Here is a 13,585-nt window from a genome sequence, read left to right as displayed (position 1 = left end):
GCACTTGTGCAGGAAACAGACAACACCATGACGAAGAAGAACAGAAGTGGCTCGAGCGCATCCACGGGGACGAAGCGCGGCATCACCGATCGCGTCTTCGCAGGCGCGATCCGCGCGGCGAGGATGAGGGCAGCCCTGCTCGACCGGAGGATCGCCGATGATCACCACGCCCACCCGCCGCGCCGTCGTCGTCGGCTACGCCCGGACCCCGTTCGCGCGGTACCTCGGCCGCTTCGCCTCCCTTCCCGCCACGGAGCTCGGCGCCCACGCCGTCGCCGCGGCCCTCTCGCGCTCGGGCGTCTCGCCCGACGACGTCGAGATCGTGCTGATGGGCCAGGTGCTGCAGGCCGGCGCCGGCCAGAACCCGGCGCGGCAGACCGCCCGGGGTGCGGGCGTCCCGCTGCACGTCCCGGCCCTGACGCTGAACGCCGTCTGCCTCTCGGGGGCGGAGGCGGTCGCCGACGCGGCGCGCCGCATCGTCCTCGGCGAGGTCGACGTCGCGGTCGCCGGGGGCCAGGAGTCGATGTCGCTCGCCCCGCACGTCTGGACGGGCTCGCGCCGCGGCCGCCGCTTCGGCGAGGTGGCGATGCTGGACACGATGGAGGTCGACGGCCTGAGCGACGCGTTCGAGCGCCGCTCGATGGGAGCGTCGACCGAGGAGGAGAACGGACGGCTCGGCCTCGGCCGCGCCGAGCAGGACGCCTTCGCCGCCTCCTCGCACGCCCGGGCGGCGGCCGCGGCCGACGTGCTGGCCGAGGAGATCGCTCCGCTCACCACGCAGGGCCGCGACGGAGCGCTCGTGTCGGCGGACGACGGCGTGCGCCCCGACAGCACGGTCGAGACGCTCGGCGCCCTCCGCCCCGCGTTCGCCGCCGACGGCACGATCACGGCGGGCAACTCCTCGCAGATCACCGACGGCGCCGCCGCCCTCGTGCTGATGGAGGAGTCGGAGGCGCGACGCCGCGGCCTCGTCCCGCTCGCCCGCGTGGAGGCGGCCGCGATGGTCGCCGGCCCCGGGCTCACCCTGCACTCGCAGCCCTCCGCCGCGATCCTCCGCGCCCTCGAGCGGACGCCGTGGAGCGTCGCGGACCTCGCCGCGGTCGAGATCAACGAGGCCTTCGCCGCGGTGGCCGTGCAGTCGACCGCCGACCTCGGCGTGGACCCCGCCCTGGTGAACCCGCACGGCGGCGCGATCGCCCTCGGTCACCCCATCGGCGCGTCCGGCGCCAGGATCGTCGGCCACCTCGCCCGCCGGCTCGCCGCGCTCGGATCCGGCTCGATCGGCGCCGCGGGCATCTGCGGCGGCGGCGGCCAGGGCTCCGCGCTCGTCCTCTCGGCCGTGGACTGAGCCCGTGACCGCGCCGGTGTCGGTGGCGTCGAGGCTGCTGTCCATCCTCGACGTGTTCGCCGAGCCCGGGGCGCGGGCCTCGCTCAGCCTCTCGGAGATCGCCCAGCGGACGGGCCTGCCGCTGTCGACCGTGCACCGGATGCTCGCCGAGCTCGTGGAGTGGGGCGGGCTCGCGCGCCGCGACGACGGCCGGTACACGCTGGGCCTGCGCCTGTGGGAGCTCGGGACCCGGGTCCCCGCGACCCGGTCGCTCCGCGCGATCGCCCTGCCGTTCCTCGAGGACCTGTACGAGGCCACCCACCAGCACGTCCACCTCGCCGTGCTCGACGGCGCCGAGGCGCTCTACATCGAGAAGCTGTCGGCGCACCGCGCGGTGCCCGTCGTCTCGAGCGTCGGGGCGCGCCTGCCCCTGCACGCGACCGGAGTCGGACTGGTGCTGCTCGCGCACGCCCCGGCCGAGGACCTCGAGGAGTACGTCGCCCGCGACCTTCCGCGCTTCCTCCCGCGCACGGTGACCTCGCCCGACGCGCTGCGCCGGCGGCTGGCCGAGATCCGCCACTGCGGCGTCGCGCTCTCCTCCGAGGAGATGACGGCGGGGACGAGCTCGGTGGCTGCTCCCATCCGCGACCGCGCCTCCCGCGTCGTCGCCGCGCTCTCGGTGGTCACGGGCTCGGAGCCGCGGCCGGACGACCTCCTCGAGCGCGAGGTGCGCGCCGCTGCGGCCGGAGTGAGCCGGGCGCTCGGCTACCGGCGCTCGGTGGTCGCGTGAGCGCGACCGGCGAGGCTCCTCCCCAGGCGGGCTCGACCCCGTTCCTTCCACTGGATGGAAACCCCGCTCCCCGCGACCGGTCCGGCCCCGAGCATCGTGGTGTCCCTGTCACCGTCGCGAGGAACCCCGTGCCCACTCCCACCACACGTGTCGCCGTCATCGGCGCCGGGCCCGCGGGCCTGCTGCTCAGCTGGGCGCTCCGGCGCGCCGGCATCGACTCCGTCGTCCTCGAGAACCGCTCGCGCGACTACGTCCTCTCGCGCATCCGCGCCGGCGTGCTCGAGCAGAGCTCGGTCGACGTGCTCACCGGTCTCGGCCTCGGCGAGCGCCTGGCGCGCGAGGGGATGCAGCACAGCGGCATCTACCTCCAGGGCCCGGATGCGCAGGGCGTCAGCCGGCGCCACCACGTCGACTTCGACGAGCTGATCGGCCGGACCGTCACGGTCTACGGCCAGCAGGAGGTGGTCAAGGACCTCGTCGCCGCGCACGAGGCCGAGGGCTCGGACGTCCGCTACGGCGTCTCCGACGTGGCGCTGCACGACCTCGAGAGCGATCGGCCGTCCGTGACCTTCACGCACGACGGCGAGGAGCATCGGCTCGAGGCGGCGTACATCGTCGGCGCCGACGGCTTCCACGGGATCAGCCGACCCAGCATCCCGGCGGCCGAGCGCGCCGAGCTCGACCGCGCCTACCCCTACGCCTGGCTCGGCGTCCTCGCCGACGTCGCGCCGTCGACCGACGAGCTCATCTACGCGTTGCACCCCGACGGCTTCGCCATGCACTCGATGCGCAGCCCCTCGGTCTCGCGCCTCTACCTCCAGGTCGACCCCGACGACGACATCGCGGCCTGGCCGGACGAGCGGATCTGGGCGGCGCTGCAGGAGCGCCTGGGCGTCGAGGGCTGGACCCTGCAGGAGGGGCCGATCACCGAGAAGTCGATCACTCCGATGCGGAGCTTCGTCTCGTCCCGCCTCGCCCACGGCCGACTGTTCCTCGTCGGGGACGCGGGCCACATCGTCCCGCCGACGGGAGCCAAGGGTCTGAACTCGGCCATCGCCGACGTCGTCCTGCTGGTGCGCGGCCTGATCGCGGCCGACGGGGGCGACGAGACGCTGCTGGAGGGCTACGAGGCGGCCGCCCTCGCCCGCCAGTGGCGGGTCCAGCAGTTCTCGGTGTGGATGACCGAGCTGCTGCACCGGCCGACCCTCGAGGCGAGCGGCGAGTTCGACTTCCGCGCGCAGCTCGGGCGCCTCGACTACGTGATCGGCTCGGTGCACGCCCAGCGCTCGCTCGCGGAGCAGTACACGGGACTGCCGCTGTGAGCGCGCCGGAGCCGCTCGGCCAGGCCGCCGTCTCGGCAGAGATCGCCGCGATCGAGCAGGAGGCGCGCGACCGCGTCCGCTCGGGCGGCGCCGCCGAGGTGCACCCGCGCCGCGACTACCCGCCGTACCGGAGCACCGCCCTCCGGCACCCGACGCACGAGCTGGTGCGCGCCGATCCGGAGGAGATCGAGCTCACCTCGCCGGCGTTCGGCCACACCGACGTCGACGAGTACGAGAGCGACCTGACGATCCAGCACGCGGGCGAGCCCCTCGGCGAGCGGATCACCGTGTCGGGCCGTGTGCTCGACGGCGACGGACGGCCGGTGGCCGGGCAGCTCGTCGAGCTCTGGCAGGCCAACTCCTCGGGCCGCTACGTGCACAAGCGCGACCAGCACCCGGCGCCGCTCGACCCGAACTTCACCGGGGTCGGCAGGCTCATCACCGGGCCGGACGGCGGCTACCGCTTCACGACGATCAAGCCCGGCGCCTACCCGTGGCGCAACCACCGGAACGCCTGGCGGCCCGCGCACATCCACTTCTCCTTCTTCGGCACCGCGTTCACGCAGCGCCTGATCACGCAGATGTACTTCCCCGGCGATCCGCTCTTCCCGCTCGACCCGATCCTGCAGTCGATCACCGACCCGGCGGCGCGCGAGCGGCTCGTCGGCAGCTACGACCACGAGGCCAGCACGCCCGAGTCCTCGCTCGGCTACCGCTGGGACGTCGTGCTCACCGGGGCGCGGTCGACCCCCCTCGAAGCGGAGGACGACGATGCCTGAGCTCGCACCCACGCCGTCGCAGACGGTCGGCCCCTTCTTCGGCTACGCGCTGCCCTACGACGGCGGGCCGGAGCTCGTCGCGGCGACGCACCCCGGAGCGATCCGCCTCCGCGGCACGATCACCGACGGCGCGGGCGAGCCCGTCCCCGACGCGGTCGTCGAGATCTGGCAGCGCGACGCGGAGGGCCGCATCCCCCGCGAGCGCGGCAGCCTCCTGCGCGACGGGATCGCCTTCACGGGATTCGGCCGCACGGCCACCACCCGCGCCGGCGAGTACGCCTTCACCACGCTCCGACCGGGGGCTCCGGGGGGAGGCGCGGCGTTCGTCGTCGTCACCGTCTTCGCCCGCGGCGTCACCCACCACCTCGGGACCCGCGCCTACTTCTCGGGCGAGGACGCGCTCCTCCGCTCGCTCGAGCCGGCCCGCCGGCGCACCCTGCTCGTCGTCGAGGAGGGCGCGGCGACCGGCCTGCCGGTCGTGCGGTTCGACATCCGGCTGCAGGGCGACGGCGAGACCGTCTTCCTCGACCTCTCGGGAGGACTCGATGGCTGAGCGGCGGAGCCTCGTCGATCCGCTGGCCTCGCCCGCGATCCGCGAGCTGACCGGCGACGAGGCGCTGCTCGGCGCGATGATCGACGCCGAGCTCGCCCTCGCGGCCGCCCTCCGGGAGGAGGGAGTGGTCGGCGCCGACCTCTCTCCGCACGCCGAGGAGATCCGATCCGCGGTGCTGGAGCAGCTCGACGCCGTCGCCGAGGAGGCCCGAGCGGGCGGCAACCCGGTCATCCCCCTCGTGCCGCGCCTCCGCGCCGCCGCCGAGGCGGCCTCCCCCGGCTCCGGCGCCGCGCTCCACCTGGGCGCGACCAGCCAGGACGTCGTCGACACGGCCGTGATGGTCCGCGCCGCGGCCGTCCTCGAGCGGATCGACGAGGAGCTCGTCCGGCTGGGCGACGCTCTGGCGGCGCTCGCCGACCGGCACCGGGCGACGCCGATGGTCGGCCGGACGCTCGGTCAGCACGCCGCCCCCACCGTCTTCGGAGCCGTCTCCGCCGAGCGCCTCGGCGCGGTCACCTCGGCCCTCGCCGCCGTCCGGCGCACCCGGACCGCCCTGCCCGCGCAGCTCGGCGGAGCGGTCGGGACCCTCGCGGCGCTCGTGGCGGTCGTCGGCGAGCGCACCTCCCCCGCCGACGCCGTCGAGCGGACCCTCCGCGTGGTCGCCGGATACGCCGACCGCCTCGGACTCCGCGCACCGGCCGCCGTCTGGCACACCGACCGCACCCCCGTCGTCGAGCTGGCCTCCGCACTCGGGCTCGCCGCCGGAGCCGCGGGCGCCGTGGCCCTCGACGTCACCCTGCTCGCCCGCACCGAGACCGCCGAGCTCGGCGAGAGCCTCGGAGCGGGCGAGGGCGGCTCCTCGGCCATGCCGCACAAGCGCAACCCGATCGGCGCGGTCCTGGTCGTCGCCGCCGCCCGGCAGGCCCCCGGGCTCGTCGGCTCGCTCTTCGCGGCGCTCGCCGCCGAGGACCAGCGGTCGAGCGGCGCGTGGCACGCCGAGTGGCGTCCGCTGCAGCAGCTCCAGGAGGCGGCGCTCGGCGCGGTCACGGGCGCCGCTGATCTGGTCGCCTCGCTCGAGGTGCGCGCCGACGCCATGCGTGAGCACCTCGTCTCCGGCGACGGCTCCGTGTTCAGCGAGGACGTCGCGACGCTGCTCGGCGAGCGCCTCGGGCGGGCGGAGGCGTTCGCCCTGCTCGCAAGGGCCTCGCGGGAGAGCGCCGCGACCGGCCGCCCGCTCCGCGTCGTCGTCTCGGGCCTGCTCGGCCCGGACGAGGCCCTCCAGGAGCGCGTCGCCCGGGCCTTCGAGCCCTCCTCCTCGCCGGGCGTCACCGGTGCCTGGATCGACGCGGCGATCGCCCGCTTCGCCGCCGACCGCGACTCCGCGGCCGCCCCCGAGGGAGAGACCGCACCATGACCGTCCCCGTGCTCGCCGGCCTGACCACGGCCACCACGTCCCTCCGCAGCGACGCGCCCCTGCTCGTGCTCGGCCCCTCGCTGGGCACGACCACCCGGCTCTGGGAGGCGGCGCTCCCCGAGCTCGCCCGCTCGTTCCGGATCCTCCGCTTCGACCTCCCCGGCCACGGCCGGAGCCCCGCCGCGACCGCGCCGTTCTCGATCGCCGAGCTGGCGGAGGCGGTCCTCGGCCTCGTCGACGCGGCCGGCGGCGGCGCCTTCCACTACGCGGGCATCTCGCTCGGCGGCGCGATCGGCCTCGGGCTCGCGGTCGACGCCCCCGAGCGGCTCGCCTCCGTCACCGCGATCTGCTCGGCGCCGCGCATCGGAACGCCCGACGGCTGGGCGGACCGGGCCGGGACAGCGCGACGGAGCGGCACCGCGTCCCTGGTGACGCTCAGCGCCGAGCGCTGGTTCGCGCCCGCGTTCGTCCGGTCCTCCCCGGACACCGTCGGCGCCGCTCTGGGCGAGCTGGTGGACGTCGACGACGAGTCGTACGCCCTCTGCTGCGAGGCCCTCGCCCACCCGCCGGGCCTCGCCGCCGCCCGCGACGTGCTCCTGGTGGCCGGCGCACTCGACGCCGCCCTGCCGCTCGCGAGCATCCGGGAGCAGGCCGAGGCGATGCCCGGCGCCCGCGTCGAGGTGCTCGACGGCGTCGGCCACCTCCCCGGCTACGAGGCGCCCGAGCGGCTGGCGGCGATCGTCTCCCGCCGCGCCTCCCTCGGCGGCACGACCCGGCGGGCGGTGCTCGGCGATGCGCACGTCGACGCGGCCGCCGCCCGCATCACTCCCGAGACCGCCGACTTCCAGGAGTTCCTCACCCGGTACGCCTGGGGCGAGGTCTGGACGAGGCCCGGGCTCGGCCGCCGCGAGCGCAGCATGATCACGCTCGCCGCGCTGGTCTCCCTCCGCGCCGAGGACGAGATCCCGATGCACCTGCGCGGAGCCCTCCGCAACGGCGTCACCCGCGCCGAGATCGCGGAGGTGCTGCTGCACACCGCGCTCTACGCGGGCCTGCCGGCCGCCAACGCCGCGTTCGCGCGGCTCCGGGCGGTCCTGGCCGAGCTCGACGCCGATGGAGGACCGGACGAGCCGGCCGCCCTCACGACCACCGACGACGAAGCAGAGGACCGACGATGACGCTGGACAAGGGCAGGACGAGCGCGGCGGAGGCCGTCGCCGACATCCCCGACGGGGCCTCGATCGCCGTGGGCGGCTTCGGCCTGGTCGGCGTGCCGATCGTGCTGATCCGCGCGCTGCTCGCCCAGGGCACGCATGGGCTCTCGGTCGTCTCGAACAACTGCGGCGTCGACGGCTGGGGGCTCGGCGAGCTGCTCTCCGCGGGCCGGATCGACCGGGTCACCGCCTCCTACATCGGCGAGAACAAGGACTTCGCGCGGCGCTACCTCGGCGGCGAGCTCGAGGTCGAGCTGACCCCGCAGGGCACGCTCGCCGAGCGCCTCCGGGCGGGCGGCAGCGGCATCCCCGCGTTCTACACCGCGAGCGGCGTCGGCACGATGGTGGCCGAGGGCGGGCTCCCCTGGCGCTACGCCGCCGACGGGAGCGTGCTCGTGCGCAGCGACCCCAAGGAGGTCCGCGTCTTCGAGTCGCTCGGGAAGCCGACGCAGTACGTGCTCGAGGAGGCCATCGTCACCGACTTCGCCCTCGTCCGCGCCGCCCGAGGCGACCGCCACGGCAACCTCGTCTTCTCGAAGTCGGCCCGCAACTTCAACCCGCCGGCCGCGATGGCGGGGCGGATCACGATCGCCGAGGTCGACGAGCTCGTCGAGCCGGGCGAGCTCGACCCCGACGACATCCACCTGCCCGGCATCTACGTCGACCGCATCGTCGAGCTCTCGCCCGAGGAGGCCGCCGACCTGCCGATCGAGAAGCGCACCGTGAGGCCCCGCGCCTCGCGAGAGGAGGACCGCGCATGACCCCGCTCACCCGCGACGAGACGGCCGCCCGCGCGGCCCTCGAGCTCACCGACGGCGCGTACGTCAACCTCGGCATCGGGCTGCCCACGCTCATCCCGAACCACATCCCCGCCGGAGTCACGGTGACCCTGCACTCCGAGAACGGCGTGCTGGGCGTGGGCCCCTACCCCTGGGAGGGCGAGGAGGACCCGACCCTCATCAACGCGGGCAAGGAGACGATCACGGTCGAGCCCGGCGCCGCCTACTTCGACTCCGCGCAGAGCTTCGCCATGATCCGGAGCGGCCGCGTGGACGTCGCCGTCCTCGGCGCCATGCAGGTCTCGGCGCACGGCGACATCGCCAACTGGGCCGTGCCCGGCCGGATGGTCAAGGGCATGGGCGGGGCGATGGACCTCGTCCACGGCGCCGACCGCGTCATCGTGCTGATGGAGCACGTGACGAAGACGGGCGAGCACAAGATCGTGCCCGAGTGCCTCCTCCCGCTCACCGGGCGGAGGGTCGTCGACCGGATCATCACCGATCTCGCCGTGATCGACGTCACCGAGGAGGGGCTCGTCCTGCGCGAGACCGCCCCCGGAGTGAGCGTCGCCGAGGTCGAGGCCGCGACCGGGGCACCGCTGATCGTCGCCCTCGCGGAGGCGGGACGATGACGCTGCTGCGCGAGGTCGTGGTCTGCGAGCCGCTGCGCACGCCCATCGGCCGCTTCGGCGGGGCGCTGCGCTCGGTCGCGCCGGCGGAGCTCGCCGCGACCGTCCTCCGGGCGATCGTCGAGCGGGCCGGGCTCGACGGCGGGGACGTCGACGACGTGATCCTCGGCCAGGGCTACCCGACGGCCGAGGCGCCGCCGATCGGCCGGGTCGCCGCTCTCGACGCGGGGCTGCCGGTGACGGTCGGCGGGTCGCAGGTCGACCGGCGCTGCGGCTCCGGGCTCCAGGCCGTGCTGGATGCTGCCATGCAGATCCAGACGGGCGTCAGCGACCTCTGCCTCGCGGGCGGGGTCGACTCCATGAGCTCGGCGCCGCTGTACTCGGTCGACGCCCGGTGGGGCGTGGCGGGCACGAACGGGCTGCTCCTCCGTGACGCGCTCGGCCGCGGCCGCGAGACCGCCGGCGGGCGCCACCACCCGATCCCCGGCGGCATGATCGAGACGGCGGAGAACCTCCGCCGCGAGTACCGCATCCCCCGCGACGAGCAGGACGCCCTCGCGCTGCGCTCGCACCGCCGGGCGATCGCGGCGGCGGAGGCGGGCTTCTCCGCCGAGGAGATCGTCCCCGTCTCCGTCCCGGGCCGCCGGGGCGCTGTCACCGTCGTCGACCACGACGAGGGGCCCCGCGCCGACACGACGCTCGAGGCGCTGGCCCGGCTCTCGCCCGTGCGGCGCGACGTCGATCCCGAGGCCACCGTCACCGCGGGCAACGCCTCCGGCCAGAACGACGCGGCAGCGGCGTGCATCGTCACCACCCCCGAGCGCGCCGCCGAGCTGGGCCTGCGCCCGCTCGTCCGGCTGGTCTCGTGGGCGCGCGCGGGCGTCGAGCCGGAGCGGATGGGGATCGCCCCCGTCGCCGCGACGGCGCGGGCCCTCCAGCGCGCCGGCCTCTCGCTCGCCGACATGGACCTGATCGAGCTCAACGAGGCCTTCGCCGCCCAGGTCCTTGCGGTGAGCCGCGAGTGGGGCTTCACCGAGGAGGACTGGGAGCGGACCAACCCGCTCGGCTCCGGCATCTCGCTCGGCCATCCGGTCGGCGCGACCGGGGCGCGGATGCTCGCCACCGGCTCCCGGCACCTCGTGCGCACCGGCGGCCGCCACCTCCTCGAGACCATGTGCATCGGCGGCGGCCAGGGGCTCGCGGCGGTCTGGGCCGCCTGCGAGTAGGAGCCGCTGCGGAGGAAGGACGGCGCGGGGGAGGGGCCGCCTGCAAGCCGGGGCCGCCCGCGGGGGAGAGACGGCCTACGGGTGGACCCGGCCGGCGAGGTGGGGTCGCCAGCAGGAGTGCGCTCGTGCTCGACGTGGCGCCCGTCCGGGCGCCGTTCAGTCGGCCGGGCGGTCCGCGTCCGCCCGGACCGCCCGTGGGGCTCAGGCCGCCGCGTCGCTCAGACCGCTGCGAGGCTCGCGTGCATCGACCGCCGGATCAGGTTGTGCTGACGGCGCACGAGGGCGATCGGGTCGACCTCGCCGAGATCGAGGAAGGCGTGGCCCTCCCACTCGCTCGACATGTACCCGCGGAAGCCGCCGCGTACGAACACGTCGACGATCGCCGGGTAGTCGATCGCGGGCTCCTGGCCCTCGTCGTCGATGTCGTAGAACTTCGCGTGCACGTGCAGGATCTGCGGCATGATGTCGGCCCACTCCTCGACGGGGACGTGTCCGTGCATGTTGAAGGCGAGGAACGCGAACGAGCCGAAGTCGCCCGGGTCGATGCCCCGCGATCCCAGGTAGGCGAGGAACTCGCCCTGCCGCTCCCGGCCCGGGGCGTCCTGCGCCCAGATCCGCTGCAGCTCCGCCGTCGCCTCGGCGTCGAGCCCCATGCGCCGCATGGTCCGGAGGAGGGCCGGCGACATCGCGTGCATCGTCGAGGAGAAGTCGGCGACGAAGCCGAGCAGCGGCGAGTCGAGCTCGGCGTAGAGCTCGCGGATCTCCTGCACGGCCGGCGCGTTGGGGCCGGACGGGGCGTGGATCTCGTAGCCGAGCGCGACGTCGAGCGACTCCGCGAGGGGGAGCAGCCGCTGGAGCAGCGTCCGGCGAGCACTCTGGATCCGCATCAGCGGGAACCCGAGGCGGTGCGCGCCCCGGAGCAGCTCCGCCGAGAACTCGTACTCCTCGTCGTCGTCCATGTCGCGCGTGCGCAGGCGCCCCATGTCGAGGTTCGCGCCGAACGCGCTGGCTTCGAACCCGTGGCGGTCGAACGCGGTGCGCCAGGTCGAGACGAAGTCGGGGGTCACCACCGGGTACTGCCGGAGGGTCTGCGAGGCGACGATCTCGATCCCCGGCCCCACCCCCTCGGCGGCCACGCGGTCGAGGAGGGACTCGAGGTCGTACTGCCCCGCGTTGAGCTCGGACGTCGCCGAGTAGAGCGTGAGGCCGAGCTTGAACGGCTCACCGGGCTGCGCCTCGACCGCCTCGACCGTCGTCGTCTCCAGCCGCAGCTCGTCGCGCACCGGCTCATCGGCGGTGCGGACGACGAGGTCGCGCGTCTGGTGGACCACCTGGGGCACGTAGGTCTCGGGCTTGATCTGCATGTAGGGCAGGCTCAGCCGGGCGGAGGCGACGACGCGGTGGACCGAGCCCGCGGCGAGCGGCTCGTCGAGGGCGACGACCAGTACCGCCGCGTCCGAGAGGAACCAGAGCACGTCCCACTGCTCGCGGAGCTGGTCCACGCGGAAGACGGAGCCGCCGAGCTCGAACCGGAGGCGGTCGCCCGGCACCGTCGTCCCGTCGATCGAGACCTCGAGGCCGTCCACGGACGACAGCCAGAGACTGCGGTACCAGGGCAGGTGGAGCAGGAGCACGGCCCCCTCGGGGTGGACGCGCAGGCTGTGGTCGTCGATCAGGATGTTGTGCGTCGCCATGGGAGTCCTCGGTTCGGTGGCCGCTCGCGATCGCGGCGGTCGCGCCAGCTTAGGTCTGAATTCGTCAGAAGCGGCCCCGAATAGTGAACGGCGATGCCGCGCATCACGGATCGTTCTAGGCGCTTCCTTCGTTCTGCCGGTTCCAGACAATAGTCTGTAGTAAATGGACTAGAGGTCGACAGGCCGCTCACCGACGAGACGGACCCGCCCGCGCACCTCACCTCTGGAGGCCTCCATGCCCGACACCCTCGACGTGCTCATCCTCTCCGGCCACATGACGGTGGAGCACGACAACGAGTTCCGCAGCTTCCGTGCGCACAACCAGTGGCTCACGACCCTCCTCGAGGACACTGGGCGCTTCCGGGTCCGCGTCACCGAGGATCCGCGCGGTCTCACCTCCGCCGTCATCGACCGCTACGACGTCCTGATCGTGGTGTACGAGGGACGGGACGGCTACCGCGACAGGGCCACCGGCTTCGGCCCCGAGACCGACGCCGCGATCCTGCGCTTCATCCACGACGAGGGCAAGGGGATCGTCTGGTTCCACGGCTCGGCCGTGCAGGAGGACGACTGGGGGTACCCGGAGGAGTACAACGTCATGCGCGGCGCGAAGCTCAGCGTGCCCACCGGCATTCGGCCGCGCCCATGGGGCGAGGCGCTCCTCTCGACAGCGGAGCCGCGTCACGCGATCACCGAGGGGATCAGCGCCACCTGGACCGTCACCGGCGACGACATCCTGACCGGAGTCGAGATGTACGACGGTGCCGAAGTGCTGATCACGACCTTCGACGATCTGGAGTCGTACCAGCGGGCCCCGATGTGGCCGATGTCGCACTACCCGGTCGCGATCCCCGAGACCGGCCTCGCGGACCTCCCCGGCATGAACACGGACCAGCCCCTGGCCTGGATCAACGAGTACGGCGCGGGCCGCTCGTTCACGATCACGATCGGACACGACATCGACACCTTCCGCCGCATCGAGTTCATCCGGATGCTCCCCCGCGGTGTCGAGTGGGCGGCGACCGGCGAGGTCACTCTGACGGGTCCCGACCGCAGGGGCGAGCGGCGCTTCCTGCCCTGGCCCTACTACAACCAGGAGGGCTGATCCCATGAGCGGCGCGCCTGCACGACCGGGTCGGGTGGTGCCGATGGCGGCCGTCCCCGCCCTCCTGCCCGGCCCCCGACCGCCGATGCGCGGCGAATCGTCCGTGCAGGCCCGCCGCGACCTCCGCCGCTCGATCCTCGCCGCCTACGCGCTCGCTGAGTCCGCCGAGGCCTCGATCGCGGCGCTGACCGTCTCGGTCGAGGACTGGCGCTGGATCGCGCGCTCCGCGGCCCGTGAGCTCGGCCGGCCCGTGCGGACCTCGGAGTCGGGCGGATCCGTCCGCGCCGTCCTCGCTCCGGTCGCCGCGCAGCCGCGGGACACGAAGGGTCCGTGGGCGGGCGCCGCGGAACAGGGCGGCGCCGCCTGACGCAGTGCCCCGCCCCCGCGGCAGCGATCGAGCGGAGCGGCGTCGCGCCCCTCTCTCCCCCGTCCGACGTCTCAGTCGTCACGAGCGGCCGTCATCCGGCCGCCGTGCCGACCGTTCGTGACGCATCGATCGGTCTGGGACTGACGTCGAGACTCCGGTGGCGGCGCTCGCGGAGAGGGGGCCGGGGCGCCAGACTGACGGCGAGCGGAGGGAGGCACGATGCGACGCCTCCGCGCCCTCGCCGCCGCGCTGCTCCTCCTGCCCGCCCTCGCGGCCTGCGCGCCGGGAGGCGCGACGGACGCCCCGAGCGGCACCGCTGCGGCCACCGCGGCTGCGACCACCGCCACCCCGGCTCAGGCCGCCCCCGACCCGGCCCGCTCCTCCGC

General features: G+C 74.6%; 13 protein-coding genes. 12 read left to right on the top strand and 1 reads right to left on the bottom strand.

Annotation, left to right across the window (positions count from 1 at the left end):
- Positions 1–157: 157 nt before the first annotated feature.
- The 10 genes from C5C39_RS01785 to C5C39_RS01740 all read left to right on the top strand — a co-directional run bounded on the left by C5C39_RS01785 (position 158) and on the right by C5C39_RS01740 (position 10,033).
- Positions 158–1,348 (top strand): acetyl-CoA C-acyltransferase, encoded by a 1,191-nt coding sequence (locus C5C39_RS01785; protein WP_104352499.1) that lies wholly within the window; start codon positions 158–160, stop codon positions 1,346–1,348.
- Between the two features lie 4 nt (positions 1,349–1,352).
- The gene (locus C5C39_RS01780) at positions 1,353–2,117 is read left to right on the top strand and encodes an IclR family transcriptional regulator (RefSeq protein ID WP_104282549.1); all 765 of its coding nucleotides are present in this window, start codon (positions 1,353–1,355) and stop codon (positions 2,115–2,117) included.
- 128 nt (positions 2,118–2,245) lie between these two features.
- Positions 2,246–3,439: a 4-hydroxybenzoate 3-monooxygenase gene (locus C5C39_RS01775; protein WP_104328254.1), complete on the top strand. Its 1,194-nt coding sequence runs from the start codon at positions 2,246–2,248 to the stop codon at positions 3,437–3,439.
- Positions 3,436–4,218 (top strand): protocatechuate 3,4-dioxygenase subunit beta, encoded by a 783-nt coding sequence (pcaH, locus tag C5C39_RS01770; RefSeq protein ID WP_104352498.1) that lies wholly within the window; start codon positions 3,436–3,438, stop codon positions 4,216–4,218. The genes C5C39_RS01775 and pcaH overlap by 4 nt, the downstream gene beginning before the upstream one ends.
- Positions 4,211–4,771, top strand: coding sequence for a protocatechuate 3,4-dioxygenase subunit alpha (gene pcaG, locus C5C39_RS01765; protein ID WP_104352497.1), 561 nt, complete (start codon positions 4,211–4,213; stop codon positions 4,769–4,771). The genes pcaH and pcaG overlap by 8 nt, the downstream gene beginning before the upstream one ends.
- The gene (locus tag C5C39_RS01760) at positions 4,764–6,185 is read left to right on the top strand and encodes a lyase family protein (protein WP_104352496.1); all 1,422 of its coding nucleotides are present in this window, start codon (positions 4,764–4,766) and stop codon (positions 6,183–6,185) included. Before pcaG ends, C5C39_RS01760 begins: the two co-directional genes overlap by 8 nt.
- On the top strand, positions 6,182–7,363 hold the full coding sequence (locus C5C39_RS17780; RefSeq protein WP_104352495.1) for an alpha/beta fold hydrolase: 1,182 nt from the start codon (positions 6,182–6,184) through the stop codon (positions 7,361–7,363). The genes C5C39_RS01760 and C5C39_RS17780 overlap by 4 nt, the downstream gene beginning before the upstream one ends.
- Complete coding sequence (locus C5C39_RS01750) at positions 7,360–8,160, top strand: CoA transferase subunit A (RefSeq protein WP_219813305.1); 801 nt, start codon at positions 7,360–7,362, stop codon at positions 8,158–8,160. Before C5C39_RS17780 ends, C5C39_RS01750 begins: the two co-directional genes overlap by 4 nt.
- Positions 8,157–8,810, top strand: a complete 654-nt coding sequence (locus C5C39_RS01745; RefSeq protein WP_104352494.1) for a CoA transferase subunit B — start codon at positions 8,157–8,159, stop codon at positions 8,808–8,810. The genes C5C39_RS01750 and C5C39_RS01745 overlap by 4 nt, the downstream gene beginning before the upstream one ends.
- Positions 8,807–10,033, top strand: a complete 1,227-nt coding sequence (locus tag C5C39_RS01740) for an acetyl-CoA C-acetyltransferase (protein WP_258075749.1) — start codon at positions 8,807–8,809, stop codon at positions 10,031–10,033. The genes C5C39_RS01745 and C5C39_RS01740 overlap by 4 nt, the downstream gene beginning before the upstream one ends.
- Before the next feature lie 218 nt (positions 10,034–10,251).
- Here C5C39_RS01740 and C5C39_RS01735 read toward each other — a convergent pair whose 3' ends face one another.
- Complete coding sequence (locus tag C5C39_RS01735) at positions 10,252–11,727, bottom strand: DUF6379 domain-containing protein (RefSeq protein WP_104352493.1); 1,476 nt, start codon at positions 11,725–11,727, stop codon at positions 10,252–10,254.
- Positions 11,728–11,962: 235 nt separating this feature from the next.
- Between C5C39_RS01735 and C5C39_RS01730 the strand changes: the two genes are divergently transcribed.
- Both C5C39_RS01730 and C5C39_RS01725 read left to right on the top strand, forming a co-directional pair.
- Positions 11,963–12,832, top strand: a complete 870-nt coding sequence (locus tag C5C39_RS01730; RefSeq protein ID WP_104352492.1) for a ThuA domain-containing protein — start codon at positions 11,963–11,965, stop codon at positions 12,830–12,832.
- Positions 12,833–12,836: 4 nt separating this feature from the next.
- Positions 12,837–13,199, top strand: coding sequence for a hypothetical protein (locus C5C39_RS01725; protein WP_146083861.1), 363 nt, complete (start codon positions 12,837–12,839; stop codon positions 13,197–13,199).
- Positions 13,200–13,585 lie beyond the last annotated feature (386 nt).

This window comes from Rathayibacter sp. AY1F3 (assembly GCF_002931975.1).
Classification (GTDB): Bacteria; Actinomycetota; Actinomycetes; order Actinomycetales; family Microbacteriaceae; genus Rathayibacter.
The sequence above is the reverse complement of the archived record's forward strand: the minus strand, read 5'-3'. Positions and strand labels throughout refer to the sequence as shown.

What these genes read in the sequence shown, in the direction of transcription:
- C5C39_RS01785 (WP_104352499.1), top strand. Translation starts at nt 158, where the DNA reads ATGATCACCACGCCCACCCGCCGCGCCGTCGTCGTCGGCTACGCCCGG.
- pcaG (WP_104352497.1), top strand. Translation starts at nt 4,211, where the DNA reads ATGCCTGAGCTCGCACCCACGCCGTCGCAGACGGTCGGCCCCTTCTTC.
- C5C39_RS01760 (WP_104352496.1), top strand. Translation starts at nt 4,764, where the DNA reads ATGGCTGAGCGGCGGAGCCTCGTCGATCCGCTGGCCTCGCCCGCGATC.
- C5C39_RS17780 (WP_104352495.1), top strand. Translation starts at nt 6,182, where the DNA reads ATGACCGTCCCCGTGCTCGCCGGCCTGACCACGGCCACCACGTCCCTC.
- C5C39_RS01750 (WP_219813305.1), top strand. Translation starts at nt 7,360, where the DNA reads ATGACGCTGGACAAGGGCAGGACGAGCGCGGCGGAGGCCGTCGCCGAC.
- C5C39_RS01745 (WP_104352494.1), top strand. Translation starts at nt 8,157, where the DNA reads ATGACCCCGCTCACCCGCGACGAGACGGCCGCCCGCGCGGCCCTCGAG.
- C5C39_RS01740 (WP_258075749.1), top strand. Translation starts at nt 8,807, where the DNA reads ATGACGCTGCTGCGCGAGGTCGTGGTCTGCGAGCCGCTGCGCACGCCC.
- C5C39_RS01735 (WP_104352493.1), bottom strand. Translation starts at nt 11,727, where the DNA reads ATGGCGACGCACAACATCCTGATCGACGACCACAGCCTGCGCGTCCAC.
- C5C39_RS01730 (WP_104352492.1), top strand. Translation starts at nt 11,963, where the DNA reads ATGCCCGACACCCTCGACGTGCTCATCCTCTCCGGCCACATGACGGTG.
- C5C39_RS01725 (WP_146083861.1), top strand. Translation starts at nt 12,837, where the DNA reads ATGAGCGGCGCGCCTGCACGACCGGGTCGGGTGGTGCCGATGGCGGCC.